The organism is Bifidobacterium favimelis, assembly GCF_037963085.1.
GTDB lineage: Bacteria > Actinomycetota > Actinomycetes > Actinomycetales > Bifidobacteriaceae > Bombiscardovia > Bombiscardovia favimelis.
This window is the reverse complement of the sequence record NZ_JBANDZ010000001.1, coordinates 1,069,001-1,095,721: the sequence shown is the minus strand read 5'-3', so window position 1 is coordinate 1,095,721 and position 26,721 is coordinate 1,069,001. Positions and strand designations below refer to the sequence as shown.

The window sequence follows — 26,721 nt, the reverse complement described above, 5'->3', positions numbered from 1 at the left end:
CCTGAATCTCACGGCCGCCATCATCCTGGCGGCGGGGGAGGGAACCCGCATGCGGTCCGCCACCCCCAAGGTCCTCCATCTGCTGGCCGGCAAGACCTTCCTCCAAAGGGTCATGGCCTCCGTCGGAGCGCTGGAACCCCCTACCCTGGCCGTCGTGGTCCATAACCAGGCCGAGATGGTCTCGCAGGCGGCCCGGTCCTATTCCTCCGGGGTCTTCATCGTCAACCAGGACGACCGTCCTGGTACGGGAAGGGCCGTCCAGTGCGCCATGGACCAGCTGGCCGACAGGATCGACCCTGACGGCTGTGTCCTGGTCGTCGCCTCAGACATGCCTCTTCTGGATGAACGGACCCTTCGCGGGCTTCTGCAGCATCATGCCGCCCAGGGTGACGTGGCCACGGTCCTGACCACCCGCCTGGAGGACCCCAACGGATACGGCCGCATCATCAGGGACAGGGATGGACGTGTCCTGCGGATCGTGGAGCAGAAGGACGCCAACGGGAACGAGCTGGCCGTGCATGAGGTCAACACCTCGGTCTATGTCTTCAACGCCAGTGTGCTCAGACGGGCAGTGGCCGGTCTGAACAACAGCAACGCACAGGGAGAGTTCTACCTGACCGACGCCCTGGAGCCGGCACGGGGCATGGGGTCGGTCGGAGCCTTCACGGCCGCCGATCCACTCAGCGTGGAGGGGGTCAACGACAGAATCCAGCTGGCCTCCCTGGCCAAGGCCCACAACGCCCGCATCTGCCGGAGGTGGATGCGGGAGGGGGTCACCATACTGGACCCCGACACCACCTGGATTGAGGACGATGTCATTCTGGGCCAGGATGTCACCATCCTTCCAGGCTCCTTCCTCCAGGGGCAGACCGCGGTGGCCCCGGGTGCCGTGATCGGCCCGTACGCGACGCTGATCGACGCCCAGGTGGATGAGGGGGCCAGCGTGGAGCGCTCCCGCGTGCAGGAGACCCATATCGGCGCCAGGGCGACGATAGGCCCTTGGACCTACCTGCGGGCGGGCAACGAGTTGGGGCCCGACACGAAGGCCGGGGCCTTCGTCGAGATGAAGAAGGCCCACATAGACCGGGGGAGCAAGGTCCCCCACCTGAGCTATGTCGGGGATGCCCACATCGGTGAGCGGACCAATGTGGGGGGTGGGACCATCACGGCAAACTACGATGGTGTCCACAAGAACCGGACCGAAATCGGCTCCGACGTGCATGTGGGGGCCGGCAACCTCTTCGTCGCCCCCGTTCAGGTGGGCGATGGGGTGACCACGGGGGCCGGGTCGGTGATCCGGCACGCCGTGCCCGACGGGTCCATGGTTTACTCCGACAACGACCAGCAGGTTGTCGAGGGCTGGAAGCCCAAGTGGGAGCGCTGAGGGGTCAAGCCTTCCGGCGGTCGAGGCTTGCTGAATAATGGTAGGTGACGTTTCTTTTCCGACCTGAAAGGCGGACCAGTGCCAGCACTGCAGGATTCAATCGACGCCGTACGCGTGGCGGCCAAGGCCGCCAACGACATCAAGGCCATGGACATCGTGGCTTTCGACGTGTCACAGCCCATCGCCATCACCGACATCTTCATGGTGGCCACCGGTGGCAACGAACGTCAGGTCTTGGCCATCGCCGAGGAGGTGGAGAAACAGCTCCACATCCAATGCGGCCTTGATGCCAGGTCACGCGAGGGGTTGGAAGAGGCCCAGTGGGTCCTCCTGGATTACGGTGATTTCGTCATCCACGTCATGCACAAGCAGGCGCGCCGTTTCTACGATTTGGAGCGCCTGTGGAAGGACTGCCCCCGGGTCGACCTCCAGCTGGAGCACCAGTTCACACTGGCCGACGACGATCCTGGCGACCAGGAGGAGCAGATCGACCTTGGTCTGGATGAGACCGGTCTGCGCGGCCGTTTTGCCAACCCGGGCGGGGCGCAATCAGAAGAAGAATGACACCACGAGGAGGATTTGAGCAGTGGCCGAAGAGAAGCCGGCAGGCAGGCATGTCCATTCCATCATCCTGGTCCGGCACGGGCAGACCTCCTACAATGCCGAGCACAGGTGGCAGGGCCAGATAGACATACCCCTCAACGCGGTCGGTCTCTGGCAGGTCGAGCGTACCGGTGAGGAACTCCGCCGCAGGTATGTGGATGCCGCCCCAGGGGGACGCAGGCAGCTGGTCGTTGCCTCCAACCTTGGTCGGGCCTTTACGACGGCCCAGGTCTTCGCCGCCCCCCTCCATCTGGAGGTTCATCCGGATTCCCGCCTGCGTGAGCGCAGCTTCGGCCAGTGGGAGGGTGTCACCATCGAACAGGCCAGTGAGCGGTGGCCTGAAGACTTCCGTTCCTGGATGTCGTCTACCGGTGGGGAACTCAACCATGGTGCCGAAACCAAGGGCCACGTGGGCGCCAGGGGGGCCCAGGCCATCGAGGACTGGGCGGGACGTGCCGGAGATGACACGGACCTCTTCGTCTTCTCGCATGGCTCCCTCATCTCCCAGTCCCTGCAGACCCTCCTGGGGATGAGCCGGACCTACCCCGAATTCGCCAACATGGATTCCATGCGCAACGCCCACTGGGCCCGTCTCACCCCCCGGGACCTTCCTGACGGTCAGGTCAGGTGGTGCCTGGTCGAATACAACCTGGGGCCGGCCATCGCCATGCGGGGTGACTGGGACGAACCCCGCGACGTGGTCGCGGCGGACTGACCGTCCTGCCTTCCCTGTCGACTTGGGGACACTCTCCTCCTCTCCGGCTCCTTCACCCTTTCATCATTGTTCATCCAGGGCGGATGGCGGGCCGGTCTGCGCCGGGTCATGGGCGTTATCATGATGGTTGTATCGGCCAGCGGAGCGTATAGGAGGAGAGGAGTCGGTCTTGAGGAACTTCTTCCATGGGTTGTCCTGGGCCCAGGTTGCGGCTGGTGCCCTCGCAGCCGTCACCTCCTTCTTCCTGTCGGCCAAGATCGGCGTTGCGGGCTCCGCCATCGGCGTGGCAATAGGTTCCATAGTTTCGGCGGTCGCCTCGCAGATATACAAGAACGTCCTCGACGCCTCGGGCCAGAAGTTCCAGGAGACGGTGATCGGGGCTCCTGACGGTGATGGAGGCGACGGCGAGGGGGCGGACGTGCAGACGGCCGGGGCCAGGGTCGTCAGCAGTGCGGGGGAAACCACCCTGGTCCTGTCTCCAAGCAAAGGGGAGCCGACCGGGGAGGCGGCCGACACGGGCGGCCGGACCAAGACCGCAGAAGGGGACGGGGCCGATGAAGCCGGCGCCCCGACCATGAAGATTCCAGGGCCGGACCGGACCGCAGACAGGACCCCGCGCAGGTCGGCCTCCTCCGGCCAGACCGGGCGCAGGGCCTCCACCGGCATACTTTCGGCATCCCAGGCAAGGGAGAGGAAGCGCAAGATCGTCGTCGTCTCCGTCGTCAGCGCACTGGTCGCCGTCCTCCTGACGGCCCTGGTCATCAACCTGATCACCAAGGGGGAGGGGACCGACAAGGTGGTGCGCAACATCGTCAGTCCCTCCCAGAGCGTACAGACCCCCTCCCAGGAACCCGGCGGGAGGGAGTCGCCCCATGAGGACCATGACGGGTCTGAAGGGAACGGGTCCTCGTCCTCGCCCGCCCCCTCGCCTTCATCTTCGCCCAGCCAGAGCGGAAAGCCCGAGCAGAATCCGGCACCCTCCGGACACAACGGTCAGGATGCCTCCCCAGAGCCCTCCTCAAGTCCCTCGCAGACCACACCCCCGTCATCGACACCCTCTGATTCGCCGACGGATACCCCTTCCTCCACGGGCGGGGACCAGGGGTCCGACTGGGGAGGTCAGAAGGACAACGGGGGAGGCAAGGGCTCAAGGGACGCCAGCGGTGACCAGGGGCCCGGCGGGGGCCAGACCGCCGATGGCGGCAGGGCCGTTTCCGGTCACTGAGCCGGACGGGCGAGGTCCCCCCGCCCGTCCAGAGCCGAGACGGCTTGCGGGATGAGAACGCCCTTGCCGACGCCCATCCTGCCGCCGGCCAAAAGGTGGCGCTTGATGGCGCGTTGAAGGCTGGTCCTCTCCGGCAGGTCGGCATCGGCCAGGTCGGTACGACCGGCCGTCCACTCTCTGAAATCGTCGGCCCATTGCAGACCCTCCACGTGGAACAGGCCCCTGAAGACCCTTATGCGGGAGCGCTGGGGCAGAAGTTCGTCCAGGCCGGGGTCCAGGAGCCAGGATTCGCAGTGGACGGCCGCCTCGGTCCAGGCGGGGCAGTGATCTTTCAGGAAGGTCCTGAAGGCGGCGAAGGTTCTGGCCAAGTCGGCGGCCTCCAGGCTGGCATCGGAAGGAATGTGGAGGTCGACCCGGGGACTGTCGCCGCCGATGAACTCGAACTCCAACTCATCGATGCGCAGGAGGGTCAGGGAAACCTGTCTGACCGCCCAATTCGCCTCATCGAACCAGACCCTGCCGTGAGCACTCCGGTAGGCTTCAAGCATACGGGGGAAGAAGCCCATCGTGTCCCGGAAGGTCCGGTCCGGCAGGCCGAAGTCGGCGTAGCGCCTCCGGGTCACATTCAGGCAGCGCAGGTATATGGCCAGGATGGTCATGCCCGACTGGTCCCGCCGGGTGCGCAGGGTCAGCCTGTCCACCGATTCCTGCCACCGTTCGGGTATGAAGATCCCTTCCAACTGGGGCATGAGGGAGGACAGGTCCAGGTCCCGGCCAGCCTCATGGATCAGACCGACCAGATCCGGGGCCAGTCCTATGTCCGCCGCGAGGGCGTCGGTGGCCGCCCGGGTCCCGTCGCCACACAGGCGGGCGACCTCCGCTTCCGTCAGGGGCCGTGCAAACGGCGGGTTGAAGACTTTCATGGTTCCCCTCCTGGTGATTTCGTCAGGTCCTATCTCCTATGCACGTCCGGTCAGGGGCAGTGGCGGAAGCCAGTGGCACCTGGTGGGCGCGTCAGGCCTATGCAGGCCTGGTCAGGGGTCGTGGACCCTTCCCCTCGGTTTCTGTCCCATGCCCCCCATGTCCATCGGAATCCGGCTGGTCAAAGGACTGGCAGGACGGTCCACTTCGACTGTCGCCATTGGTGCATGCGGTTAAAAGAAAGCCCGCTGCCGCCGAATCATCGGCAGCAACGGGCGCTCCGTGGAGCTAGGGGGATTCGAACCCCCGACCTTCTCCATGCCATGGAGACGCGCTACCAGCTGCGCCATAGCCCCGTGCTCTTGAAGCCTTGTTTATAGTACACCAGCCCTCGGGAATCGGGCAAATCAGTGTGTCGCGCCCCTCCGCCACGACTCCGTGGGCCTCCCCCTCCGAGGGGAAATCAGGCGTTAGGATGGAGTCAGGCGGCCATCCCGCCGGTCATTCAGGTACGGGGTCCGCCTGCAGGAGTCCGGCCCGCAAAGGCAGGCGGGCGGATGGGGCAAGGTCAGTCATCGTGTTGGGAAGGAAGCAGGTGCATCATGGATACACAGGGTGGAAGCAGGGGTCGGGAGACCGACCAGGAGGAGCTGATCGTCAACTGCCTGCCCCTGAATGAGGGGGAGAGGGCCCGGTTCGTCCAGGCGGCCGGGGGCATCAGGCAGAGGTTCGTGACGGATGTCAGCGTCCGAGACCACATGCAGTGGCCCATGGGCATATCCCAGTCGGACATCAGCGATGCCACCATCATCTTCGGCAATCCCAGCGCCGAGCAGATTTCGCACTGCCACAGGCTCAGATGGCTTCAGACCTCCAGCGCCGGAGTGGATGCCTACACGGCCCCGGGCATCCTGCCAGGGAACGCCATTCTGACCAGCGCCAGCGGGGCATATGGACAAGCGGTCTCCGAGCATATGTTCGCCATGATGCTGGCCCTGATGAAGGACCTTCCCTTCTACAGGGACAGGCAGGCTGAAAGGGATTGGCACCCCGGGGGAGAGGTCTATTCCCCGCAGGAGTCGACCGTCCTGGTCCTGGGCACCGGCGACATCGGGGCCCACTTCGCCAGGCTATGCAAGGGCGCGGGGGCGGTCACCTACGGGGTTAGAAGGCATGCCGACCAGGCCGTGGAAGGCTTTGACGAGATTTTCCCCTTTGACTCCCTTGATGGGCTCCTGCCTAAGGTGGACGTCGTGGCCCTGGCCCTCCCCTCGACCCCGCAGACACGTCACATCATCGATGCCGACCGGCTGGCCCTTATGAAGAAAAGGGCCATCCTGCTCAACGTGGGACGGGGTGATGCCGTGGACTGCCGGTCCCTGGCCTCCACACTCGAAAAGGGGGGCATATTCGGCGCAGGATTGGACGTGACCGAACCCGAACCTCTTCCCCCGGACCACCCCTTGTGGTCCCAGCCACGCTGCCTGATCACCCCGCATGTCGCCGGGGGGTCCCACCTGGCCTCCAACGTGGGGAAGATCATCGCGATCTGCATCGACAACCTCCGCCGATACCGGGCCGGACAGGACCTGCGAAACAGGGTCCGGTGACCCATGCACCCGGGGTGCACGGGGAAGGCTGCGCCCCGCAGGGAGACCCTGGAGGGTCCTGACGACCTGCCTGGCAGGCAACAAGCGCAGGCCGATCGCCGGGCACTGCCGCTTTGGCGGCAATCGGGTCGCCCCCCGGTCCCGAGACCTTGGCGGAGTTGACGGGATTTTCCACCGACAGGGAAACGCGAAGACTCACGGGCCGTCCATCGGTTCGCATGGGCCATGCGACCACTTTGGGCACGCTGCGGCCCCCGGCGCGTCGAATACCGGGGCCGGGACTATCCTGCTTTCTTGGATAAGATGGCGGCGGGGATTCTGTTAGTATCTGTTCCCACCGGCCGCTGTGAAGTCCTGCGGGCCTTCCTATGAAAGGTGGTGATGGCGATGATGAGGGTATTCAGCACCATGAACGGTCAGATCGAGCAGATCAAACGGGCGGAGAAGGGTTCCTGGATATGCCTGTCCGCCCCCACCGACGTGGAACTGGCCAACGTGGCCCAGTCCACCGGCATCGATCTTGCCGACCTGCGCGCCCCCCTGGATGACGAGGAACGTTCCCGGGTGGATGTCGAGGACGACTACACCATGGTGATCGTCGACATCCCGCGTGCCGAGGAACGTGACGGGCGGGACTACTACGAAACCATCCCCCTGTCCATCATCGTCACCGAGGATCTGATCGTCACGGTCTGCATGCAGGACACGGTCCTCCTCCACCCCTTCATGGAGGGGACCATACGGGGGTTCAACACCTTCATGAAATCCCGGTTCATCCTGCAGATCCTCTACCGCAACGCCACCCTCTACCTGCGCTACCTGCGGATCATCGACCGCGAATCGGACAAGCTCGAGCTCAAACTGCGCCATTCCATGCAGAACCGCGAGATCCTCATGCTTCTCGAACTCAACAAGACCCTGGTCTACTTCGCGACCAGCCTGAAATCGAACGAGATCGTCCTGGAGAAGCTGACCAACCTGGAACGGATCAAGCGGTACCCGGACGACGAGGACCTCCTGGGCGACGTCATCACCGAGAACAAGCAGGCCATCGAGATGGCAAACATATACTCCAGCGTGCTTTCGGGCATGACCGATGCCTTCGCCTCGATCGTGTCCAACAACGTGAACAACGTGATGAGGATCTTCACAATCATCTCCATCAGCCTGTCGGTCCCCACCCTGATCTTCTCCATGTACGGGATGAACTTCAACAGCGGCATGTTCGGCATGCCGCTGACAGACAAGCCCTGGGGCTTCGCAGCGGTGGTCATAGCCTCCGTGGCCCTGACCGCCCTGGTCACCTGGTTCCTCACCAGATCCAGGATGTTCAAGTAGCCCGCCGGGGTCGTCCGATGCCGGAGGTCCGGGGACCAGGGGGTATGAGACAGTGAAGGTGGGACGACGGCCGGCCGGCCGCAGGAACTTGAGGAGGGACGCATGAGCATCAGGAAGGTCCTGGGGGTCCTGGCTGCGGCGGCCATGGCGGTCTCCCTGTGCGGCTGCGGCGAAGGGGCCTCCGAATACGATGCCAGCTCCATCGGCCCCAAGCTCAACATCGGCATCACCTTCGACAGGCCAGGCCTGGGGTTCTCCCACTCGAGCGAGTACAAGGGGCTGGAGGTGGACCTGGCCCGGCTGATCGCCCAGGATCTGGGCTATTCCCCCAATCAGATCGTCTGGAAGCAGGTCCGACCCGGAAGCAGGGAGGGGGCCCTGACCTCGGGCCAGGTCGACATGGTCCTGGCCTCCTACTCGATCACCCAGGCCCGCAAACAGGTGGTCGACTTCGCCGGCCCCTACTTCATGGCCGGGCAGGACCTCCTGGTCCGCAAGGACGAGGGGTCCATAAAGGGGGTTGACAGTCTGGAGGACCGCCGGGTCTGCACGGAGAAGGGGTCGACCTCCTCCCAGGTGATCAGGCGGCGTGCCCCCAAGGCCCTCCTGCAGGAGCGCGATGAACTGGGCCAGTGCATCACGGCCCTCCTGAGCGGGGATGCAGACGCGGCCAGCTCGGATGATTTCGTCCTGGCCGGTCTCGCCCACGTCAAGGGGGGCGGCCAGCTCCGCCTGGTCGGCGTCCCCTTCACCCGGGAACGGTACGGTGTCGGGGTGCGCAAGGACCAGGCCGAGCTGGTCTCGACCATCAACCACGCCTTGGAGAAGATGATGAAGGATGGGGGCTGGGCCGCCGCAGTGAAGGAGGCCGCCTCCTCCATCGGCTACCAGGTGGACCCGTCCTCCCGCCGTCCCGACAGGCTGGATGGATCCCTGTCCTCGGAAGTCCGTTGAAGTCCGAAGACCCCGGTCTTTCCAAGGGGTGGACCCCATCCCTCCTGTGTCCACATGATTGATGATAATTCACCTTATGACTGCGAATGAGAGCATGAAGGACGACCAGGGCGAGCGCGGGGACAGGGCGGAACAACCACCCTTCCGCTATGACGCCGCCATGGCTCAGAACATAGAAGAGCGTTGGCAGGACCGCTGGGAGAAGGACGGCACCTTCTGGGCGGCCAATGTCAAAGGCGGACTCAAGGACGGCAAGGGCCGCAACGCGGACGGCAGGACCCCGTATTACGTCATCGACATGTTCCCATACCCTTCGGGCAAGGGCCTGCACGTGGGCCACCCCCTGGGGTACATAGCCACCGACGTGGTCAGCCGCTACCACCGGATGAAGGGCGAGAACGTCCTGCATGCCATGGGCTATGATGCCTTCGGCCTGCCTGCCGAGCAGTACGCCGTGCAGACCGGCCAGCACCCGAGGACCACCACCGAGCAGAACATAGAGAACATGCGCTGGCAGTTGCACAGGCTCGGCCTGAGTTTCGACGACCGGCGTTCCTTCGCCACCATCGACGAGGGCTACGTGCGTTGGACCCAGTGGATCTTCTCCCGCATCTACGAGTCATGGTACGACCCCGACTACAAGCGGGCCGACGGGGGAATCGGGTCGGCCAGACCCATCAGTGAACTGGTCGATGCCTTCCGCCGGGGCCTCAAACCGATACCCGGCCACCAGGGTGAATCCTGGGACGACCTGGACGCCTCCGAGCGTTCCCGTATCCTGAACGACCATCGTCTGGCCTACATCTCCGAGTCCCCCGTCAACTGGTGCCCCGGCCTGGGTACGGTCCTGGCCAACGAGGAGGTCACGGCCGAGGGCAGGAGCGAGAGGGGGAACTACCCGGTCTTCCAGAGGGAACTCAAGCAGTGGTCCATGAGGATCACCGCATACGGGCATCGCCTGATCGAAGACCTGGACACCCTGGATTGGCCTGAAAAAGTAAAGCTCATGCAACGCAACTGGATCGGGGAATCCCACGGGGCCTCGGTTCATTTCACGGTGCCCACGTCGGACGGAGACCAGGATATGGAGGTCTACACCACCCGTCCCGACACCCTCTTCGGCGCCACCTTCGCCGTCGTCTCCCCGGAGCATGACCTCCTTTCGCATGTGCCGGACCGGTGGCCGCAGGGGGTCAGCCAAGAGTGGACGGGAGGCTATGAGGACCCCCGCCAGGCCGTCAGGGCCTACAGGCTGGCCGCCGAGTCCAAGACCGCCAAGGACAGGGTGGACGAGGGCGGGGAGAAGACCGGTCTGTTCACCGGACTTTACGCCATAAACCCCATAACCGGAGCAGAGCTGCCCGTCTTCACCGCGGATTATGTCCTGATGGATTACGGCACGGGTGCCATCATGGCCGTGCCCGGTGGGGACCAGAGGGATTATGACTTCGCCGACAAGTACGGTCTCCCGGTCATATACACCGTCCAGCCACTGCCCGATTCCGGCGAGGACCTCGAGGGCTACAGGGGCCATGCCCCCTTCGTCTCCCACGACGGGGTTGTCATCAACTCCTCGGTCGAGCGCACGCATGCCCTGGGCGACGCTTTGAGCCTGGACGGCCTGAGGGTGGACCAGGCCATAGAGAAGGTCACCGCCTGGCTGGAAAAGGCCGGCGTGGGCAAGGGGACCGTCTCCTACCGCCTGCGTGACTGGCTCTTCTCCCGCCAGCGTTATTGGGGGGAGCCCTTCCCCGTGGTCTATGACGACCAGGGTCTGCCACACCTGATACCGGACGACCAGCTTCCGGTCAGCCTGCCCGACGTGCCGGACTACAGCCCCAAGACCTTCGATCCGCAGGATGCGGAATCCAGCCCCGAGGCCCCGCTCAGCCGGAACCAGGACTGGGTGGACGTGACCCTGGACCTTGGCGACGGCCCGAAGACCTACCACAGGGACACCAACACCATGCCCAACTGGGCGGGTTCCTGCTGGTACTACATGCGCTACATCGACCCCGACGACGACAGGCACCTGGTGGAGCCTGAGGAATTCGACTACTGGCTGGGCCCTGACCACAACCCGACCGCCGGCGAATCCGGCGGGGTGGACCTGTACGTGGGCGGCGTCGAACATGCCGTCCTCCACCTCCTCTACGCACGCTTCTGGCACAAGGTCCTCTACGACCTGGGCTATGTCTCGTCCAAGGAGCCCTTCCACAAGCTCTTCAACCAGGGCATGATCCAGGCCTACGCCTACACCGACGAGCGCGGCCAGTACGTGCCGGCCGACGAGGTCGAGGAGGTCCAGGAGGAGGGCCGTGCGGCCTATACCTGGCATGGGGAGCCGGTCAACCGTGAATTCGGGAAGATGGGCAAGAGCCTGAAGAACATCATCACCCCTGATGACATGTATCGGACCTACGGGGCGGACACCTTCCGCCTCTATGAGATGAGCATGGGCCCCCTGGATGAGTCCCGTCCCTGGAACACCCGCAATGTCATAGGCGGAATGCGCTTCCTGCAGAGGCTCTGGCGAAACGTCATCGACGAAACAACCGGCCAGGTGCGCGTGAGCGATGATCCCCTGGACGAGAAGACGCTCAAGCTCCTGAACAGGACCATTCACGACGTGACCGTCGAGATGGAGGGGATGAGGCCCAATACGGCCATCTCCAAGCTGATCGTCCTCAACAACCATCTCACCTCCTGCGAGCGCACGCCGAGGGCCGCCGTAGAACCCCTGATCCTCATGCTCTCTCCCGTGGCCCCTCACATCTGCGAGGAACTCTGGAGCCGTCTGGGCCATCGGGGGAGTGTGGCCTGGGAGTCTTGGCCGACCTACGAGGCACGGTACCTGGGCGAGGACATGGTCACGGCCGTCGTCCAGATCAAGGGGAAGGTCAGGGGCAAACTCCAGGTCAGCCCCGACATCTCGGCGGGCGATCTTCGGGACCAGGCCCTCGCCCTGCCGGCCATCCAGGAGCGACTGGGCGGCAAGGAGCCCAGGAAGGTGATCGTCAAGGCACCCAAGATCGTCTCCATAGTCCCGGCCGAGTAGGGGGCCGGCCCGCCTCCCCTGAGGTGCGAGCGGTGTGAGGGCCCATGACCTGCCGCCTGCAGTGTGGAGAAGGTCCCCATTCGACCACAGGGTTCGGGTCGGCCATCGTCCTGCCTGCCTGCCCCACATACTGATGGCATGAGAACCCCATCAGAGAGAATACGCAGGCTGAGCGGGCGGTCGGCGGATGCAGCGGTCCCGGTGAGCCCAGGGGCCTCTTCAGTGGTGCATCGGTCGGAAGCCGACTCAGGTGACGGCGGGACAGGGGCAGGCCCCCCGCCCCCGCCCCTGTCGTCCGCAGGAGGGGCTGCAGGCGGTCCTGACGGACTCCTGGCGATCACGGCCCTGTCCAGGGCCTCCCGTGGCCAGGGCGAGGAGGCGGTCCGGAGACGAGACCGGCCCCGTCTGAGCGTCAGGCCGGTGCACGCCCTGGTCGCCGTCCTGATCCTTGCAACCGCCCTTGCGGCCAGCCTGACCCTGCTGGTCCAGCAGTACCTGTCAATCCGTTCGTTGGAACCTTATCCTGTTCAGGCCGGCGCAGGCCCCTCCCGCAAGGGTGCATCCGGGAAACCCGGCAGCATGCAGGCAGAAGGCGGACAGGCCGCCGGAAAGCCCACGGGGGGTGGCGGGCGATCGTCCGCCGGACCCTCCAGCCCGGGTGGGGTTTCCGGTCCAGCCGGTCAGAATGCCGGTCCACATGGTGGCGATGGGGGCTCCGCCCCTGTGGACATCAATACGGCGACGGCCGACCAGCTCATGTCCATCAAGGGGATAGGACCGGTCATGGCCGGGAAGATCGTCGACAGGCGGAAGAAGATCGGACGGTTCTCCAGCCTGGACCAATTGATGGAAATCCCAGGCTTGGGAGCCAGAACCTTGCAGAAGATCAGACCCTGGCTGGTGGTCGGCTGATGGCGGGTTGGAAGCGCCGTCCACCGACCGGCCGGATCCTCCATGGGGGAGGGGCGGCATCCGGCCTGTGCCGGGGCCATGACATGGGGTCTGGGTGCAAAGAACCTGCGGGTTCGGAGTCCGGCAGCCGGGACGCGAAGATGCTTCCGGCCGCCCTGGTCGCCTGGACCGCCGTCCTCCTGGTCCATACCCTTCTTGCCCCTCAGTTTGCGAAGGGGAAGGGAGGGACCCAGACCGAGCCGACCCTCCTTCCTGCGCTCGCGGTCTTCCTCCTGTTTCTCCTGATCCGTTCGGCCCGTCCAGGATTGCGCTGCCAGTGCATCCTTCTGGTTTGCGTCGCCCTGCTGGCTGCGCTTGGGGCGGCGGGGGAGGAGGTCTCGGTCATCGGTGACCCCGTTTACAGGCAGGCTGTGGCGGGTCCCGTCACCGTCCGAGTCCAGGCCAAGGCCACCTCCCCGATGACGGCCTCGGAACGGTTCGGGTGGGACTGCCGTTTCCGGGCCCGCCTGGAGGACATCCTGTCAGGTGCAGTCAGGTCCCCTTCGCGGTCGGCGATACGGGTATATGCCCGTGGGCCGGCCTGCTCGGTGGTCCAAGGCGGCCGATACCGCCTGTCGGGACGTCTCCTCAGATCCACCTTCGGGCGGGACCCGCTCTGGTTGGAGGTGGCGGCCGGTGGGAGGGGCGCCGGGACCGGCGGAGGGGGCGGACAGGGCGTCGAGGTCCTGGAAGGGCCGTCCGGCCCGGAGCGCGCCGTGGAGATCATGCGGCAGTGTTTTCTGATAGTCGCCAGGCGGCTGGACGATCAGGGGCAGGTCCTGGTGCCGGGGCTGACCATGGGGGTGCTGGGCCAGGAGGGGGTGGTGGCCGGCGGGAAGATTGACGGTTTCTTGCCCTGCCTTCACGGAGGGGCTGGCCCGGGTGGCAGCCGCGATGGCGGACAGGGTGGAATCCATGGCCTTTCGGAAGGGGTCGACCCGGCATACGCAGCCAGGTTGAAGGAGGATTTCAAACGCTCCGGCATCCTGCACCTGATGGCCGTCTCAGGAGGCCACTTCCTCCTTGTCGGCGCGATGGCCGACCGCCTCCTCAGGGCCCTCCAGGTCGGCAAGGTCTGGCGGGGTCTGGCACAGGCCTGCCTGTGCCTGGGGCTGGCATCACTCATGTATCCGTCCGATTCGGTGGTCAGGGCGGCCCTGATGGGTCTGGTGGGCGCCTTGGCCCTGGCCCGGGGCAGGCCCAACCAAAGTCTGAATGCACTCTCATGGACGGTTCTGCTGGTCCTCCTGTTGGCCCCTGGGATGGCGACCAGCTACGGTTTCGCCCTGTCCTCTTCGGCGGTCCTGGGCATCACCCTGTTGGCCGATGGGTGGGGGCGGAGGATGAGGGGTTTCCTGCCGACCTGCGTGATCGGCCCCCTATCCACCAGTCTGGCGGCCCAGGTGGCGACCCTGCCGGTGCAGGTACTCATGAACCCGCAGATCCCCCTCTTCTCCCTGGCCGCCAACCTCCTGGTCACCCCCTTCGTCGATCTGTCAACAATGATTGGTCTGGCCGGATTGCTGACGGCCTGGCTCTGGCCGGACTTGGGGTTTGTCTGTGCCTGGGGGGCTGGCAGGGGGACAAAGATCATGGAGGTCTGCGCCAGGTGGCTTGGAGGGGGGCCGGTCTCCGTCCTGGCATGGCCGTCCGGGCTGGCAGGTGCTGGCTGCGTCATCCTCTGTGAGGCGGCCATATGGATCGCCCTCATCGGGGCGACCCGCCTCCTCAGGCTGGAGGACCGTGCCGGAGGGGACCCATCCCCGACGATCGCAGGGGGCGGGGAGGTGGCCTCTGATGGCCGGACCGGCTCCTGGAGGGGGAGTGAGGAGTGCGGTCAGGGATACAGGATGCCTCTGTGGGTGGTCTTCAGCGGCCGCGTCAAAGAGGCTTGGCAGAGCTTGGGGGCTGCCGTTTTCGAACCGGCCTGTCACGCCCGTGGCGATGGAGGTGAGTTGGATGGGGGACCGTGAGAAAATGGGTCTTCGAGGCCTTGAATGTCCACCGATACAGGGAGATTGAAGACTATGGCACAAGCTCGATCAGAGGATTCACCGGTCCGTGTGGTGGTAGGCGGGGACGGCTTCCTCAACGGGCAGATCTTCGCCCGGCTGCGGGACAGGGCCTGCCAGGCCCGTCCTCAGGCGGAGTGCATGGAATTGGATGCGGCCGACTGTGACGCCTACACGTTCGAGGAGGCCGTCAGCCCCACCCTCCTGAGTGAAACCTCCATCGTCTGTCTGGACAACCTCCAACAGTCGGGCGACGGACTCGGCCAGGCCCTCGTCGACTTCTGCAAGCGGGCCGTCAAGGATCCGGCTGCCTTCAGCATCGTTGTGGCCCGCCATGAGGGGGGCAACAAGGGCAGACGTCTTCTTGACGCCCTTGTCCGGGCGGGTGCGGCCGAGGAGAAGGTACCCGATCTGAAGAAGTACGATGCGAAGATCAAATTCGTGAATCAGGAGTTCGCCTCGCGCAGGCGCAGGATCGAACCCGCCGCCGCCCAGCAGCTGGTCAATGTCCTGGGGGAGCGCACGGGTGAATTGGCCGCCATGTGCTCCCAGCTCTGCTTCGATTTCGACACGGACCCTGTCACCTTGGACCTTGTGGATGAGTACCTGACTGACAACCCGGCGGCCACCGGTTTCCTAGTGGCCGACAGGGCGGTGGAAGGCAATACAGCCCAGGCGATAGTGGCCATGCGGTCCGCCGTGGAGCAGGGGACCGACCCAATAGCCATCATCGGTGCCCTCGCCTTGAAACTGCGGATGATGGGCAAGGTGTCCGCCATCGAATCCGGCGCCATCAGCCAGGCCGAGGCCGGGGCTTCCCCCTGGCAGCTCCGGTCGGCCAAAAGACAGCTGCGCGGGTGGACCTCACGGGGGCTGGGCAGGTGCATAGAGGCTCTGGCCGATGCCGACGAGCGCTGCAAGGGGGCCGGGGGGGATCCGGAGTACGCTCTGGAACGGACCATCGGTCTGATAGGAGCAAAAGGAGAGACGAGGCAATGAGCGGTGAAAGCGGTGATCGCCCCTGCGCGTCACATCCGTCCGCCGGGTGCGCGGGCGGGGACAGCTTCCAGGTCGAAGTGCCCACGTCGCAGGACATGCTTCGTCTTGGTGGGTGCCTGGCCTCCTGCCTGAAGGGCGGAGATGTCGTCGTCCTCTCCGGTCCTCTGGGTGCAGGCAAGACCACCCTTGCCCAGGGACTTGGCCGGGGCCTGCACGTGGATGGGCCCGTGGTCTCGCCCACCTTCACAATCGCCAGGGAGTTGAGAGGTCGCCTGGCCACCGGCCAACCGGTCAGGCTGGTCCATGTGGACGCCTACCGCTTGGGGGGGATGGATTATGTGCCGGGCGAGAACCGGGTGGGCCTCCTCCTGGACGAGCTGGAGTCGATCGGCCTCGACGAGGAATTGGAGGAACCCGGGCAGAACACGGTCGTCCTCATGGAATGGGGGTCGCAGATGGCCTCGGCCCTGAGCGATCAGCGCCTGGACCTTTCCATCGACAGGCCGTTGGCGCATGTGGATCCTGATGCCCCTATGACCAGCCAGGGCAGACGGCTGGTCACGATGAATCTTGTAGGTCCGGCATGGACCTCACGTAAGGAGAACCTGCGGAAGGCGGTCGGCGCATGAGCTGTTCGAACGATGTGGATCATGAGGGCGTGCCAGGGGCGACTCTGATCATAGACACGTCATTCGGATCCACGGTCGGCCTTCTTGGCGGCCTTCCACTGGTCGAGAAGGATTCAAAGTCACACGTCGAGCATCTCCAGGTCAACATAGGCCGGGTCATGTCGGATGCCGGGCTTGGAGCATCGGACCTGGCCGAGATCGTCGTGGGGGTGGGTCCGGCCCCCTTCACAGGGCTGCGAACCGGTATCGTCACCGCCAAGGCCCTTGCCTATGCCACCGGTGCCCGCCTCCTGGGACAGGACATCCTCGAGCCCCAGGCGAGGTGGTCCTACGGGCGGAAGGCCGAGGTCGGGAAACAGGCGGGGTCCGGCGGCCCGCGCCGTCTGACCCTGTCCGTGAACGATGCCCGTCGGAGGCAGCTCTACTTCTCCCTCTACGATGACTTCGGCGACGGCCGGGAGGCCGCCCATGTCCTCATCCCCATGGACATCGACTATCCGGATGCCATCGTCGCCAGGGTGAGTCAGGCCGTTCAGGGGTTGAAGGGGGATGATGACAGGCCCATCCAGGTCGACCTGGTCGGACATGGTGCCGGGCGGTATGCGGCAGCCTGGCCGGCCCTGCCCTGCCTGGGCGGTGTGGATGGCGGGTCCTGCCTGGAGGCGGGGGCCGACGGTCTGGAGATGTTCGTCCGCTGCGCCCGCCGGCAGGCCCGGGATAGGGCTGCCGGTCCGGTTGAACCGCTCTACCTGCGTCGGCCTGATGTCTCCGTCCCCAACCCCTTGAAGCGTGTGATGCAGCCATGATGTTCCGAGGGGCCGAACAGGCCGACATCCCTGCTTTGGCCCGCCTGGAAGAGCGGGTATTCGGCAGGGGGGCATGGAGTGAGGGTATGATCAGGCAGGAGCTCGAAGCCCCGGCCCGCACCTACCTGGTCTACGAGGTGGATGGACGCATCCTGGCCTACGGAGGCTTTTGGTTCGACGGGGAGGATGCCGAGCTCATGACCATCGGCGTGGATCCCTGTCTCCGCCGCCGGTCCATCGGTCGCCGCCTCCTGGAGGAGCTTGTCTCCCAGGCCCGATCGGACGGGTCGGGAAGAATGCTCCTGGAGGTCCGCGTCGACAACGATCCCGCCCTCTGTCTTTACGGCCAGATGGGATTCAGACGGCTGGGCCTGAGACGGCATTACTACCAACCAGAGGATGTCGACGCTTACACGATGGCCCTCGACCTTTCCCCGCGATCTGCCCCGGTGGGTCCGGTGGGCGGGGACAGAAATGCGATGAATCATGGAGAAGATGGGAGCGGGCATGAGTGAGCCGGTGGTCCTGGGAATCGAATCCACCTGCGATGAGACGGCGGCAGCCGTCGTGCGTGGCGCCAGCCTTGTATCGAATGTCGTGGCCTCCTCGATGGAGGAGCACGCCCGGTATGGCGGAGTCATCCCCGAGATAGCATCCAGGGCCCATGCGGAATCTTTCGTGCCGGTCGTCTCCCGGGCCCTGGCGGATGCCGACCTGGACCTGGACCAGGTGGATGCCATCGCAGTCAGCGCGGGACCCGGACTGGCCGGTTGCCTGGCCGTCGGCGTCTCAGGGGCCAAGGCACTCGCATGGGCTGCGGGAAAGCCCCTCTATGGCATCAATCATGTCATCGGGCACATCGCCGTGACCCAGCTCCAATTCGGGCCCTTCCCCGATGAAACGCTGGCCCTCATCGTCTCCGGTGGACACACCTCCCTCTTGCACGTGAAAGACGTCGCCCGGCATGTCGACGTGGTGGGAACCACCCTGGATGACGCCGCAGGGGAGTGCTTCGATAAGATAGCCCGCCTTCTGGGCTTTCCCTATCCCGGAGGCCCGCACATAGACCGTCACGCCAGGCAGGGTGATCCCCATGCCATCCGGGTCCCACAGGGGCTGACCCAGGGGCGGGCCGGCCTGGAACACCCGTATGATTTCAGCTTTTCCGGTGTGAAAACGGCAGTCGCCAGGTGGATCGAGGAGCAGGAGGCGGCAGGCCGGCCCGTACCGGTCGATGACGTCTGCGCCTCCCTCGCGGAATCGGTGGCCACAGTGCTCTCCCGGAAGGCCATAGCGGCCTGCGAACGTTTTGGCTCCGACACCCTGATCGTGGGCGGAGGTTTTTCGGCCAACTCCCAGCTGAGGGCCAAACTGGCCCAGGTCGGAGGGCAGAAGGGGGTCCGGGTTCGCATACCGGAACTCAAGCTGTGCACGGACAACGGGGCCATGGTGGCCATGCTGGGGTCCAACCTGGTCCAAGCCGGGGTCAGACCCTCCCAGCCGGACTTCGCCATCGACTCGGCCATGCCCATGGACAAGATCGTGATGTGATAGCCCCTGCCGGCCCCCGCCCATGGCCTGTCAGGCCTGTTTGGCCTGTTTACCCCAGTTGACCCGTCTGACCAGGACACGCCAGTTTGCACGGCAAGGGGCGGAAGGCTAATATATGGTAATTGTGTTCAGCGAGAGTTGAGCGAGACACCATTCCCGCATAGCTCAGTTGGCAGAGCGTTCGACTGTTAATCGAAATGTCGCTGGTTCAAGCCCAGCTGCGGGAGCTGAAAGGCCGCCGGTCTCCGGCGGCTTTTTTTTTATTCCTTCATCCCCTGTTCCCCTCCAAGCGCCCGGGCTGGATCCGTCATGGTGCGGGCAGTTCTTTCGCGGTCTGCACGGATGTCGTCGGCCGTCCTGTGCCGGTCAGACTCAACCGCGTCGGGAAGAGGGGGTGCAGTCGGCAAATGTGGAAGAGACGGGATGAGCCGACATGCTCGACAGCGTCAGCAGGCTGTCCCAAAGTCAAGGGATGCGGATGATGCCGACCCGGGAAACTGAGCGATCGTCTCCGCTCAAGCCGGCTTGGGTCCGGTGACTGCCAACGCTTTACGGCTACACCTTCGGCTCAGGTATTCATGGAGGGCTGGACTGGGGAAAGGGTTGCCTGCCAGTCCGAGGAGATTCCCCTGGCATCGCGGACTTCTAATCAGAAGGGCTCCCCAAGGCGGTAGGAACAGGGCCCGGCAGCACTTTCTTCTCCAGTTGTCTCAGCGCTCCGGGTCTGAGAGTGCGAGGGGCCGGTTCATGTGATCTCCCTGCCTTGGGGTGGCTGAAACGATTACGACCCCGGTGACTGTCATGACTTCCTCCCGATTTTCCGGTGGGGCTTCTTACAGGGTTTCCGGGCAGGTGGGACAAAAGGTGAGGAGGTGGGTTTACAGTGGTCTCCGTCTTGTTGAAGGAGATGGAGGAGCCTGCCGTTGACCGTCCAACTCAGAGCAGTGGATCATGACAACTTCTACCAGGTGCTGGAACTGAAACGTCCCGAAGACGAGGCCTTCGTGGCCCCCAACGTCCTCAGTCTGGCAGAGGCCTGGCTTTACAGGGATACCGGCAGGGTGGACCCTCGCGCCATCTACGCCGACAGGGACCTAATCGGCTTCCTCATGACCTATGCCAAGGAGGGCAGCCGGGTACTGGACCTATGGCGTCTCTTGATTCCCGAAAAGTTCGTCAACAGGGGTTACGGGACCTCGGCCCTCCGTCTCCTCATCGAAGAGGCAGCCGGCAGCGGCTCCTATGACCGGATCCGTTTGAGTTACCTGCCGGGCAATGACCTGGCAGAGCACGTCTACCAGAAGGTCGGGTTCCGGGCCACTGGCGAGATCGAAGACGGCGAGGTGGTCATGGCCATGGAACTTGACGGTCGGAGCACGGATTGACGCACCCGTCCCCGGCGCGGGCCTGAGGGTTCCAAATCAGCGGGGGCCTGCACGTGTCATAGACCATCAGGTCGGGCATATGCATCTCTCCACTTCGGCATGTTCGACCACATGGCCGTTTCCGGCCTTCATGAAACCACGAAGCGGGCAGGATGGGATACATCCGGTTCCCTCTTTCCGGGAACCCCGGTTCAGGAGGCGGAGATGTGGACGAAGACGACGGTTGCAGGAGCGGTCCTGGCCCTGGCCATGCTCAAGCCCGGCCTGCCTGGGGTCCTGCCCCCTATACCCCCTGCCTGTGGCCATGTCGGGGCTGTCGGGAGCAAGTCCCTGTCATCGGCCCCATCCTGCAGGGGGCGTTGGATATGGCCCCTGCAGGGGGGTGGGGCCTGTCATGAGTCCTCACAGGGTGGAAGACCCGGAGGGGACACGGTCGTGGTGACCGCCCCTTTCGATCTTCCGGACCGGCCTTGGTTGCCCGGCCATAGGGGGGTGGACCTGGCGGCATCGCCGGGTGCCTGTCTCCTTTCGCCCGCTGAAGGCCACATCGCCTTTGCAGGCCTGGTCGCCGGCAAGGCCGTCGTCACGATACGTCACGGTTCTCTGACCTCAACTTATGAACCGGCAAGAACCGAACTGCCCGAAGGCACTCCGGTCCGGCAGGGAGCGCCCTTCGGCCGGGTGGAAGGGGAGTCCGACCACTGCGGGGACAGGTGCCTGCATTGGGGGCTCCTGTCGGGGAGGGGAGCCTATCTTGATCCGGCGTCGCGCCTCCGGGGCCGTCGCATTGTTCTCAAACCGGTTTGAATCATGTCCACCCGGGCACTTTCTGGGGGGAATGTGCAAACAAGGAGGCAACCTGGCCGTCGGTGTGGCCCGGCCAGGATAGAATCAACACATAACAGTGTCACAAGCTGGATGTGCAGAGTCTGGAGCCAGTCATGCTGAAGGAGTACACCCGTCCTCTTGAGGAACCTATCGAGGATGATGTCAACGTTTTTTCCTTGCTTGAGGACCGGGTGGAGAGGTTACCTGACGACAGTCTGATCGAATACAAGAACCATGACGGCTCATGGGGGTCCTTCGATGCAACCCACTTCAAATCGAAAGTGACAGAGCTGGCCAAGGGGCTGATCGCCAAGGGGATCATGCCCGGCGATGCCGTATCAATCCTCTCCCGCAACCGCTGGGAGTGGACCGCCCTCGACCTGGCCATCCTCTCGATAGGGGCGGTCTGCGTTCCCCTATACGAGACCAACTCCCCCTCCCAGGTCAAGAGGGTCCTCAACGATTCCCATGTGGTCATGATCTTCGTGGAGGATGACGACCAGAGGGAGAAGCTCGACCTGGTCCGTTCCCAGTGCGCCTACCTGAATGATGTCTATGTCATAACCAGGGGGGCCCTGGGCACGATAGCGGCGTATGGCAAGGGGGTTTCCGACGCTGAGTTCGCGGAGAGGGCCGAGGGGGTGAACGGGGGCGATCTGGCCACCATCGTCTACACCTCGGGCTCCATGAGCAGCCCCAAAGGAATCGAGCTCAGCCACTCCAACATAGTCTTCACCGTCAAGTCCGGCATCCAGGCCGTGCCGGAGATCTGCCTGGGGGATGGCCGGCGGCTGCTTCTCTTCCTCCCGCTGGGACATGCATTCGCACGCTGCCTGCAGTTCTTCGCCATCGGGACGGACCTGACCCTGGGGATATCCTCTTCGCTGAAGACCCTCCTGCAGGATATGCAGTCCTTCAAACCCACCTTCTTCCTCGCCGTCCCCAGGGTCTTCGAAAAGATCTACAACGCGGCATCCCAGAAGGCCGGATCGGGGACCAGGGGGCACGTCTTCCTCGATGCCGCCCGGGTGGCCCGCCAGGCCTCCGTCCTCCGTCAGAAGGGGGAGGAGGCCTCGCTGTCCTTCAAGGCCAGGTACGCCTTCTATAAGACCGCCGTCTATGAGGACATCCTGGACGTCATGGGCGGAAGGGTCCAATATGCCATCTCAGGCGGGGCCCCTCTGGATCTGGATGTGGCCCGCTTCTTCGACGGCATAGGCCTGCCGGTCCTGGAGGGTTACGGACTGACGGAGACCATGGGGCCGATCGCCGTCAACCCCGTCAAGGGATACAGAATCGGCAGCATCGGCCAACCCATGCCGGGCGTCAGCATGGGAGTGGACGAGGAGGGGGAGCTCTGCGTCAAGAGCCCCAGCGTTTGCCTGGGTTACCACAACCACCCGGAGCTGACCCATTCCCAGGTGGTCGACGGCTGGCTGCATACGGGCGATTTGGGCCGGATCGACGATGATGGCTTCGTCACCCTGACGGGGAGGAAGAAGGAGATCATCATCACGGCGGGAGGCAAGAACGTCTCGCCCAGCATCCTGGAATCCGCGGTTCTCTCATCGCCGGTGATCAGCCAGTGCCTGGTGATCGGCGACCGCCGTCCCTTCATATCAGCCCTGATCACACTCGACCTGGACGCCACGAACAACTGGCTCCACAATCAGGGGGCCGAGCCGGTGGCGGACCTGAAGGAGGCCAGGGCCAACCCCATCGTCGTGACGGAGGTGGAGCGAGCGGTGGATGCGGCCAACATGCTGGTCTCCCAGGCAGAGTCCATCCGCAGGTTCGAGATCCTGGACGAAGACTTCACCCAGGAGGAGGGGCTCCTAACGCCCAGCTTCAAGCCCAGGCGCGCGGAAATCGTCAAGCGCTACGCCGAACTCATCGACCGGTCCATCTATGCAGGGCGTAAGGGGGCCTGACCGGGGTCACAGGCCGGCGTCGGCCGGTTTGATGTAATTGGTGTCGATCATGGCGCTCTTCAGGTTGGAGGCGGAGACCGCCACCAATGGACGGTCCAGGGTCATCAGCTCCCTGCCCGACGTCTTCAGCCGTGTGATCGTCGCGATGTCGCCCGTCTTGCCCTTCTCGTTCAGGCCTATGCAGGCGCGGGCCAGGTCATTGGCCAGTCCCTTCCTGTCTTCCAGGGCGGTCATCCATTGTTCCCCGTCGACGATCTGGGGGATGTTGTCCGTATAAGCACCGTAACCGGTGACGATGGGCCATGAGGGTCGGTCATCGCCGGGTGTCCCGGCCGCCCGGTCCGTCCCGCCCGCATCCTCCTCCTGACCATTCTGGACGGTGGTCCCGTCCGGTCCCTTGCGTCCGTCGGCCGCAGGGGGGGTGTGCGGGGAGGCGGTCGGTTTGGGGGAGGGGACCGGTTTCTTGTTCAGATCCCGCCGCCCCGTGAAGTTCCCGACGATGCCGGATATGGATATTTCGGGGTTGATGTCTGCAGAGGACCCCGTATAACCCAAATCACCCAGTTCGGACACGACACCCGACGCTATGAAGTCATTCATCGCGATGACCCCGTCGATGGCCGTCCTGCCGCCTTCCGATCCATGTAGGCGTTTGGCCAGCTCGGCCTTGGTCGCGGAGATGTCCTTGCCGGGGTCGTAGGAAATGGAAGGCCAATCCTGAGGCCCGCTGCCCGTGCCGAGCAGAGCGGAGGGGCTCACGGCCCGTCCGTCTTTGAAGTACGGGCCCAACACCTCCCAGATTCCGGTGAAGGCCTCGGCCGGGAAGGTGCCGGGATTCCTGGCTGACCGGGTCTGGTCGCCGGCCCGCGCCGAAGCATCGGCATCCTCCGCCTGGATGGGGAGGAGGATTTCGACCCTGCGCGGATTCTGCCTGCTGGCCTTGTCCAACTCCAGCTTTCGGACCAACTCGGTGGCCTGTATCCTGCCTATCTTCCTGGCGTCCGCAAAGGAGACGAAGAGGTCGGGGTTTACGTCCGGGAGGTCGCTGGAGAGGAGGACGACATGCATCCCGCTCTGCCGGGCCTTCTTCAGGGCCGATACCATCTTCTTGTATGCTATGGCGTCTTCGTTCCACCTCTGCGGATCGGAGTCGTCCCCGTCATCCGATTCCTCCTCCTTGGAAGCGGAAGGGGCCGGGGTGGGTGAACCTTCCTTGCCGCCCGACTTCGTCCCGCCGGATGAAGGGCTGGCGGCTGGCGACCTGTCCTGGTCCCCGGTGGAGCCGTCACCGGCGGCTGGGTCCGAGATCCGGGCGGCCTGGGCTGCCAGGTTGGTCAGGTCCTGGCTGACGTAGTCCCCGTACTGCCTCGTGATGGAGTCGGCACCGGCCACGGGTGCAAGGATGATGGTGGTCGGGTCGCCGGCCTTTCGGTCCTTGATGCGGGAGGTCACATACTCCGCAAGGTACCTGCTCTGGTCGGTCAGGGAGGTGTCTGTGGATACGAAGATGTCTGACTTCTCGACATGGTTGGCGTTCAATGCCTGCCGCAGTTCGGGCAGGAAGGCGGCCCACTTGTTGTTGGGCGTGTGCTGGGAGAGCGTGATGCCGTCGGAGGGTAGGAAGATTGCGAAGTGGCCTGATTTCGTCCTGGCCGGGCCGCTCGTCGTGGGGGAGGGGGAACCGGTCTTGGCACCCTCGTGGAAGGAGCATGCCGCCGTTGTCAGGAGGAGGGTAAGACTCGCCGCAGCGGCCATCCATCGCATGATCGTCCTGTGCAACCGATTCACATCAGCTCCTCAAAATCGTGGACCCCCTGAAGGAACCCGTCATCGTCACCATTGTATGGGCAGCCCGCTCCCTTCATGCCCATCCGGTCCCAGCCTTCACAAAACGTGGGAGGAGGACCTGGTCTCACGGCCGGGCCCGGCCCGGCGGAGCGGTTGCGCAGTCGCTGCATGGGGATCCCTGCCGCAGCCAGCGTCTCAAGAGGGCGGTAGCCTGGAAGCCATGTCACAGGAAATTGAAATCGGTTTGGGCAAAAGGGCCTCAGTGGCCTATTCGTTGGATGACATATCCATCCTCCCTTCGCGCCGCACGAGGGATCCGAAGGACGTGTCGACCAGTTGGCAGGTGGATGCCTATGAGTTCGACATGCCTGTCCTGGGGGCCCCGATGGACTCGGTGATGAGTCCGAGGACAGCCATCGAACTGGGCAAGATGGGCGGCCTTGGTGTGCTGGATCTTGAGGGTCTGTGGACCAGGTACGAGGATCCGGACCCCGTCTTCCGGCAGATCGCGCAAGCCGGCCGGGAGGATGCCACCCCGGTCATGCAGAAGGTCTATCAGGAGCCGGTCAAGCCGGAGCTGATCACCGAAAGGCTGCATGAAATCCGGCAGGCCGGGGTCACAGTGGCCGCCGCCCTCTCCCCGCAGAGGACCCAGGAGTTCTACTCCACAGTGGTCGAGGCGGGGGTGGACCTCTTTGTTATCCGGGGGACGGCCGTTTCCGCCGAACACGTTTCCTCCACCCATGAGCCCCTCGATCTCAGGCGGTTCATATACGACCTGGATGTCCCCGTCATCGTCGGAGGAGCCGCCACCTACCAGGCGGCCCTTCACCTGATGAGGACAGGGGCAGCCGGCGTCCTGGTCGGCTTCGGGGGAGGGGCGGCCTCCTCCGACGGAAGCATCATCGGCATCCAGGCCCCGATGGCAACCGCCATCGCGGATGTGGCCGAGGCACGCAGGGATTACTTGGACGAGTCCGGCGGCCGCTACGTCCAGGTCATAGCCGACGGCGGCACGGGGACTTCGGGCAGTTTCGTCAAGGCCCTCGCCATGGGGGCGGATGCGGTCATGCTGGGGACGCCCCTGGCCAGGGCCGATGAGGCCCCAGGCCTCGGTTTCCACTGGGGGTCCGAAGCCCGCCACACCTCCCTGCCGCGCGGGCAGAGGGTCCCGGTGGGCTCCGTCGGCAGCCTGGAGCAGATCCTGCGGGGTCCTTCCAGCCGGGCCGACGGGAGTCTGAACTTCATGGGCGCCCTGCGACGGGCCATGGCCTCCACCGGCTATGTTGACGTCAAGGATTTCCAGAGATGCAAGGTGGCCATAACCCCCACCCGTTGAGACCGCGCCGGTCTTGCAGGCATCGCACTCTCACGGCAAGGCGCCTGCGGGACCGTGGTATGAGGCCCCCTGTCCGGAACCGTACACTTGTCCACAAGGTTCCCGGCAGGGGGTCTCTGCCTGCCCGCCCCGGGTCAGGATGGTCCCGGAGGTGATGCCGTCATGGAAGCCGGAAGAGGAGTCGGCTGGGGAGACGGCCAGCCGTCGGCAGGGGCTGGGGGTTGGCGGCCAGCCATACACTGGCGGATTCCTTTGGGTGGGATGAAGCGGGGCGTCGCGGTCAGCCTTGTCGACAACACCGGTTCGCTGAGCATGCAGGGGCGGGAAACGCTCTCGGAGTTGGCAGGACGGACCTGCATCCTGGCTGCCCGCGCCTTCGACGTGGTCAGGGGCCGTCTGACGGTCGACATCCTGCGTCGCCAGGTCAGTCAGGCCTGTATGGACCGGCTCTCCCTCTTCGCGACCCTGGCCGGGGGGTCGGACCTCTGGCGGTTGGACAGGCCGGGGGAGGCGGCCGGCATCTGCTTCCCGGTCATCCCCCTGGTCGTGGAACTCTACAGGACAGGTCCGGACCGTTTCGAATCCACGGTCACCCTCCTGGTCTCCGGGCGTGCCGTCCATGTCAACGAGACCCATGACCGCCTGGGTTCCCGCTGGCTGTGCACCCGGCTCGACATGGGTTGAAGAGGTCTTT

22 protein-coding genes and 2 tRNA genes are annotated in these 26,721 nt (G+C 64.7%); 21 read left to right on the top strand and 3 right to left on the bottom strand.

The features are described from left to right. Position 1: 1 nt before the first annotated feature. The 4 genes from glmU to V6584_RS04470 all read left to right on the top strand — a co-directional run bounded on the left by glmU (position 2) and on the right by V6584_RS04470 (position 3,927). Positions 2-1,384 carry a bifunctional UDP-N-acetylglucosamine diphosphorylase/glucosamine-1-phosphate N-acetyltransferase GlmU gene (gene glmU, locus V6584_RS04485; protein ID WP_340469741.1) on the top strand — a complete coding sequence of 461 codons (1,383 nt, stop codon included), beginning with the start codon at positions 2-4 and terminating at the stop codon, positions 1,382-1,384. Positions 1,385-1,462: 78 nt separating this feature from the next. After that, positions 1,463-1,948, top strand: coding sequence for a ribosome silencing factor (gene rsfS, locus V6584_RS04480; protein ID WP_340469262.1), 486 nt, complete (start codon positions 1,463-1,465; stop codon positions 1,946-1,948). 22 nt (positions 1,949-1,970) lie between these two features. Beyond that, positions 1,971-2,702: a histidine phosphatase family protein gene (locus V6584_RS04475; protein ID WP_340469261.1), complete on the top strand. Its 732-nt coding sequence runs from the start codon at positions 1,971-1,973 to the stop codon at positions 2,700-2,702. 169 nt (positions 2,703-2,871) lie between these two features. After that, the gene (locus V6584_RS04470) at positions 2,872-3,927 is read left to right on the top strand and encodes a hypothetical protein (RefSeq protein WP_340469260.1); all 1,056 of its coding nucleotides are present in this window, start codon (positions 2,872-2,874) and stop codon (positions 3,925-3,927) included. Here V6584_RS04470 and V6584_RS04465 read toward each other — a convergent pair. Both V6584_RS04465 and V6584_RS04460 read right to left on the bottom strand, forming a co-directional pair. After that, a complete protein-coding gene (locus V6584_RS04465; RefSeq protein WP_340469259.1) occupies positions 3,921-4,850 on the bottom strand; it encodes an acyltransferase domain-containing protein in 930 nt (309 codons plus the stop codon). The two genes, V6584_RS04470 and V6584_RS04465, sit on opposite strands and share 7 nt — an antisense overlap. Positions 4,851-5,131: 281 nt before the next feature. After that, a tRNA-Ala gene (locus V6584_RS04460) sits at positions 5,132-5,204 on the bottom strand. A gap of 246 nt (positions 5,205-5,450) precedes the next feature. Between V6584_RS04460 and V6584_RS04455 the strand changes: the two genes are divergently transcribed. From V6584_RS04455 to V6584_RS04385, 15 genes are all read left to right on the top strand, one after another. Further along, positions 5,451-6,458, top strand: a complete 1,008-nt coding sequence (locus tag V6584_RS04455) for a D-2-hydroxyacid dehydrogenase (RefSeq protein WP_340469258.1) — start codon at positions 5,451-5,453, stop codon at positions 6,456-6,458. Positions 6,459-6,845: 387 nt separating this feature from the next. Continuing rightward, positions 6,846-7,796: a magnesium transporter CorA family protein gene (locus V6584_RS04450; RefSeq protein ID WP_340469739.1), complete on the top strand. Its 951-nt coding sequence runs from the start codon at positions 6,846-6,848 to the stop codon at positions 7,794-7,796. 102 nt (positions 7,797-7,898) lie between these two features. Continuing rightward, positions 7,899-8,750, top strand: a complete 852-nt coding sequence (locus tag V6584_RS04445) for a glutamate ABC transporter substrate-binding protein (protein ID WP_340469256.1) — start codon at positions 7,899-7,901, stop codon at positions 8,748-8,750. A 94-nt stretch (positions 8,751-8,844) separates the two neighbouring features. Beyond that, positions 8,845-11,808 carry a leucine--tRNA ligase gene (gene leuS, locus V6584_RS04440; protein ID WP_340469254.1) on the top strand — a complete coding sequence of 988 codons (2,964 nt, stop codon included), beginning with the start codon at positions 8,845-8,847 and terminating at the stop codon, positions 11,806-11,808. 138 nt (positions 11,809-11,946) lie between these two features. Then, on the top strand, positions 11,947-12,720 hold the full coding sequence (locus V6584_RS04435; RefSeq protein WP_340486223.1) for a ComEA family DNA-binding protein: 774 nt from the start codon (positions 11,947-11,949) through the stop codon (positions 12,718-12,720). A 140-nt stretch (positions 12,721-12,860) separates the two neighbouring features. Continuing rightward, the gene (locus V6584_RS04430; protein WP_340469251.1) at positions 12,861-14,732 is read left to right on the top strand and encodes a ComEC/Rec2 family competence protein; all 1,872 of its coding nucleotides are present in this window, start codon (positions 12,861-12,863) and stop codon (positions 14,730-14,732) included. Positions 14,733-14,786: 54 nt separating this feature from the next. After that, positions 14,787-15,770: a DNA polymerase III subunit delta gene (gene holA, locus V6584_RS04425; RefSeq protein WP_340469249.1), complete on the top strand. Its 984-nt coding sequence runs from the start codon at positions 14,787-14,789 to the stop codon at positions 15,768-15,770. Next, positions 15,767-16,399 (top strand): tRNA (adenosine(37)-N6)-threonylcarbamoyltransferase complex ATPase subunit type 1 TsaE, encoded by a 633-nt coding sequence (tsaE, locus tag V6584_RS04420; RefSeq protein ID WP_404802592.1) that lies wholly within the window; start codon positions 15,767-15,769, stop codon positions 16,397-16,399. Before holA ends, tsaE begins: the two co-directional genes overlap by 4 nt. Next, the gene (gene tsaB, locus V6584_RS04415) at positions 16,396-17,205 is read left to right on the top strand and encodes a tRNA (adenosine(37)-N6)-threonylcarbamoyltransferase complex dimerization subunit type 1 TsaB (protein ID WP_340469248.1); all 810 of its coding nucleotides are present in this window, start codon (positions 16,396-16,398) and stop codon (positions 17,203-17,205) included. The genes tsaE and tsaB overlap by 4 nt, the downstream gene beginning before the upstream one ends. Beyond that, on the top strand, positions 17,202-17,720 hold the full coding sequence (rimI, locus tag V6584_RS04410; protein ID WP_340469247.1) for a ribosomal protein S18-alanine N-acetyltransferase: 519 nt from the start codon (positions 17,202-17,204) through the stop codon (positions 17,718-17,720). The genes tsaB and rimI overlap by 4 nt, the downstream gene beginning before the upstream one ends. Continuing rightward, positions 17,713-18,756, top strand: a complete 1,044-nt coding sequence (tsaD, locus tag V6584_RS04405; protein ID WP_340469246.1) for a tRNA (adenosine(37)-N6)-threonylcarbamoyltransferase complex transferase subunit TsaD — start codon at positions 17,713-17,715, stop codon at positions 18,754-18,756. Before rimI ends, tsaD begins: the two co-directional genes overlap by 8 nt. A 154-nt stretch (positions 18,757-18,910) precedes the next feature. Then, positions 18,911-18,983 (top strand) — tRNA-Asn (locus V6584_RS04400). A 696-nt stretch (positions 18,984-19,679) separates the two neighbouring features. Further along, positions 19,680-20,141, top strand: a complete 462-nt coding sequence (locus V6584_RS04395) for a GNAT family N-acetyltransferase (RefSeq protein WP_340469245.1) — start codon at positions 19,680-19,682, stop codon at positions 20,139-20,141. Between the two features lie 204 nt (positions 20,142-20,345). After that, the gene (locus V6584_RS04390) at positions 20,346-20,948 is read left to right on the top strand and encodes a peptidoglycan DD-metalloendopeptidase family protein (protein ID WP_340469244.1); all 603 of its coding nucleotides are present in this window, start codon (positions 20,346-20,348) and stop codon (positions 20,946-20,948) included. A gap of 134 nt (positions 20,949-21,082) precedes the next feature. Beyond that, the gene (locus tag V6584_RS04385; protein WP_340469243.1) at positions 21,083-22,900 is read left to right on the top strand and encodes an AMP-dependent synthetase/ligase; all 1,818 of its coding nucleotides are present in this window, start codon (positions 21,083-21,085) and stop codon (positions 22,898-22,900) included. 6 nt (positions 22,901-22,906) lie between these two features. Here the strand turns inward: V6584_RS04385 and V6584_RS04380 are convergent, their stop codons facing one another. Continuing rightward, positions 22,907-24,655: a type 1 periplasmic-binding domain-containing protein gene (locus tag V6584_RS04380; protein WP_340486220.1), complete on the bottom strand. Its 1,749-nt coding sequence runs from the start codon at positions 24,653-24,655 to the stop codon at positions 22,907-22,909. Between the two features lie 253 nt (positions 24,656-24,908). Here V6584_RS04380 and V6584_RS04375 point away from each other — a divergent pair, with 253 nt between their 5' ends. Beyond that, positions 24,909-26,027: a GuaB3 family IMP dehydrogenase-related protein gene (locus V6584_RS04375; protein WP_340469240.1), complete on the top strand. Its 1,119-nt coding sequence runs from the start codon at positions 24,909-24,911 to the stop codon at positions 26,025-26,027. Positions 26,028-26,189: 162 nt separating this feature from the next. Beyond that, positions 26,190-26,711: a hypothetical protein gene (locus V6584_RS04370; RefSeq protein WP_340469239.1), complete on the top strand. Its 522-nt coding sequence runs from the start codon at positions 26,190-26,192 to the stop codon at positions 26,709-26,711. Positions 26,712-26,721: the final 10 nt, after the last annotated feature.

What these genes read in the sequence shown, in the direction of transcription:
- V6584_RS04465 (WP_340469259.1), bottom strand. Translation starts at nt 4,850, where the DNA reads ATGAAAGTCTTCAACCCGCCGTTTGCACGGCCCCTGACGGAAGCGGAG.
- V6584_RS04455 (WP_340469258.1), top strand. Translation starts at nt 5,451, where the DNA reads ATGGATACACAGGGTGGAAGCAGGGGTCGGGAGACCGACCAGGAGGAG.
- V6584_RS04450 (WP_340469739.1), top strand. Translation starts at nt 6,846, where the DNA reads ATGATGAGGGTATTCAGCACCATGAACGGTCAGATCGAGCAGATCAAA.
- V6584_RS04445 (WP_340469256.1), top strand. Translation starts at nt 7,899, where the DNA reads ATGAGCATCAGGAAGGTCCTGGGGGTCCTGGCTGCGGCGGCCATGGCG.
- leuS (WP_340469254.1), top strand. Translation starts at nt 8,845, where the DNA reads ATGAAGGACGACCAGGGCGAGCGCGGGGACAGGGCGGAACAACCACCC.
- V6584_RS04435 (WP_340486223.1), top strand. Translation starts at nt 11,947, where the DNA reads ATGAGAACCCCATCAGAGAGAATACGCAGGCTGAGCGGGCGGTCGGCG.
- V6584_RS04430 (WP_340469251.1), top strand. Translation starts at nt 12,861, where the DNA reads ATGCTTCCGGCCGCCCTGGTCGCCTGGACCGCCGTCCTCCTGGTCCAT.
- holA (WP_340469249.1), top strand. Translation starts at nt 14,787, where the DNA reads ATGGCACAAGCTCGATCAGAGGATTCACCGGTCCGTGTGGTGGTAGGC.
- tsaE (WP_404802592.1), top strand. Translation starts at nt 15,767, where the DNA reads ATGAGCGGTGAAAGCGGTGATCGCCCCTGCGCGTCACATCCGTCCGCC.
- tsaB (WP_340469248.1), top strand. Translation starts at nt 16,396, where the DNA reads ATGAGCTGTTCGAACGATGTGGATCATGAGGGCGTGCCAGGGGCGACT.
- rimI (WP_340469247.1), top strand. Translation starts at nt 17,202, where the DNA reads ATGATGTTCCGAGGGGCCGAACAGGCCGACATCCCTGCTTTGGCCCGC.
- tsaD (WP_340469246.1), top strand. Translation starts at nt 17,713, where the DNA reads ATGAGTGAGCCGGTGGTCCTGGGAATCGAATCCACCTGCGATGAGACG.
- V6584_RS04390 (WP_340469244.1), top strand. Translation starts at nt 20,346, where the DNA reads ATGTGGACGAAGACGACGGTTGCAGGAGCGGTCCTGGCCCTGGCCATG.
- V6584_RS04385 (WP_340469243.1), top strand. Translation starts at nt 21,083, where the DNA reads ATGCTGAAGGAGTACACCCGTCCTCTTGAGGAACCTATCGAGGATGAT.
- V6584_RS04380 (WP_340486220.1), bottom strand. Translation starts at nt 24,655, where the DNA reads ATGGCCGCTGCGGCGAGTCTTACCCTCCTCCTGACAACGGCGGCATGC.
- V6584_RS04375 (WP_340469240.1), top strand. Translation starts at nt 24,909, where the DNA reads ATGTCACAGGAAATTGAAATCGGTTTGGGCAAAAGGGCCTCAGTGGCC.
- V6584_RS04370 (WP_340469239.1), top strand. Translation starts at nt 26,190, where the DNA reads ATGGAAGCCGGAAGAGGAGTCGGCTGGGGAGACGGCCAGCCGTCGGCA.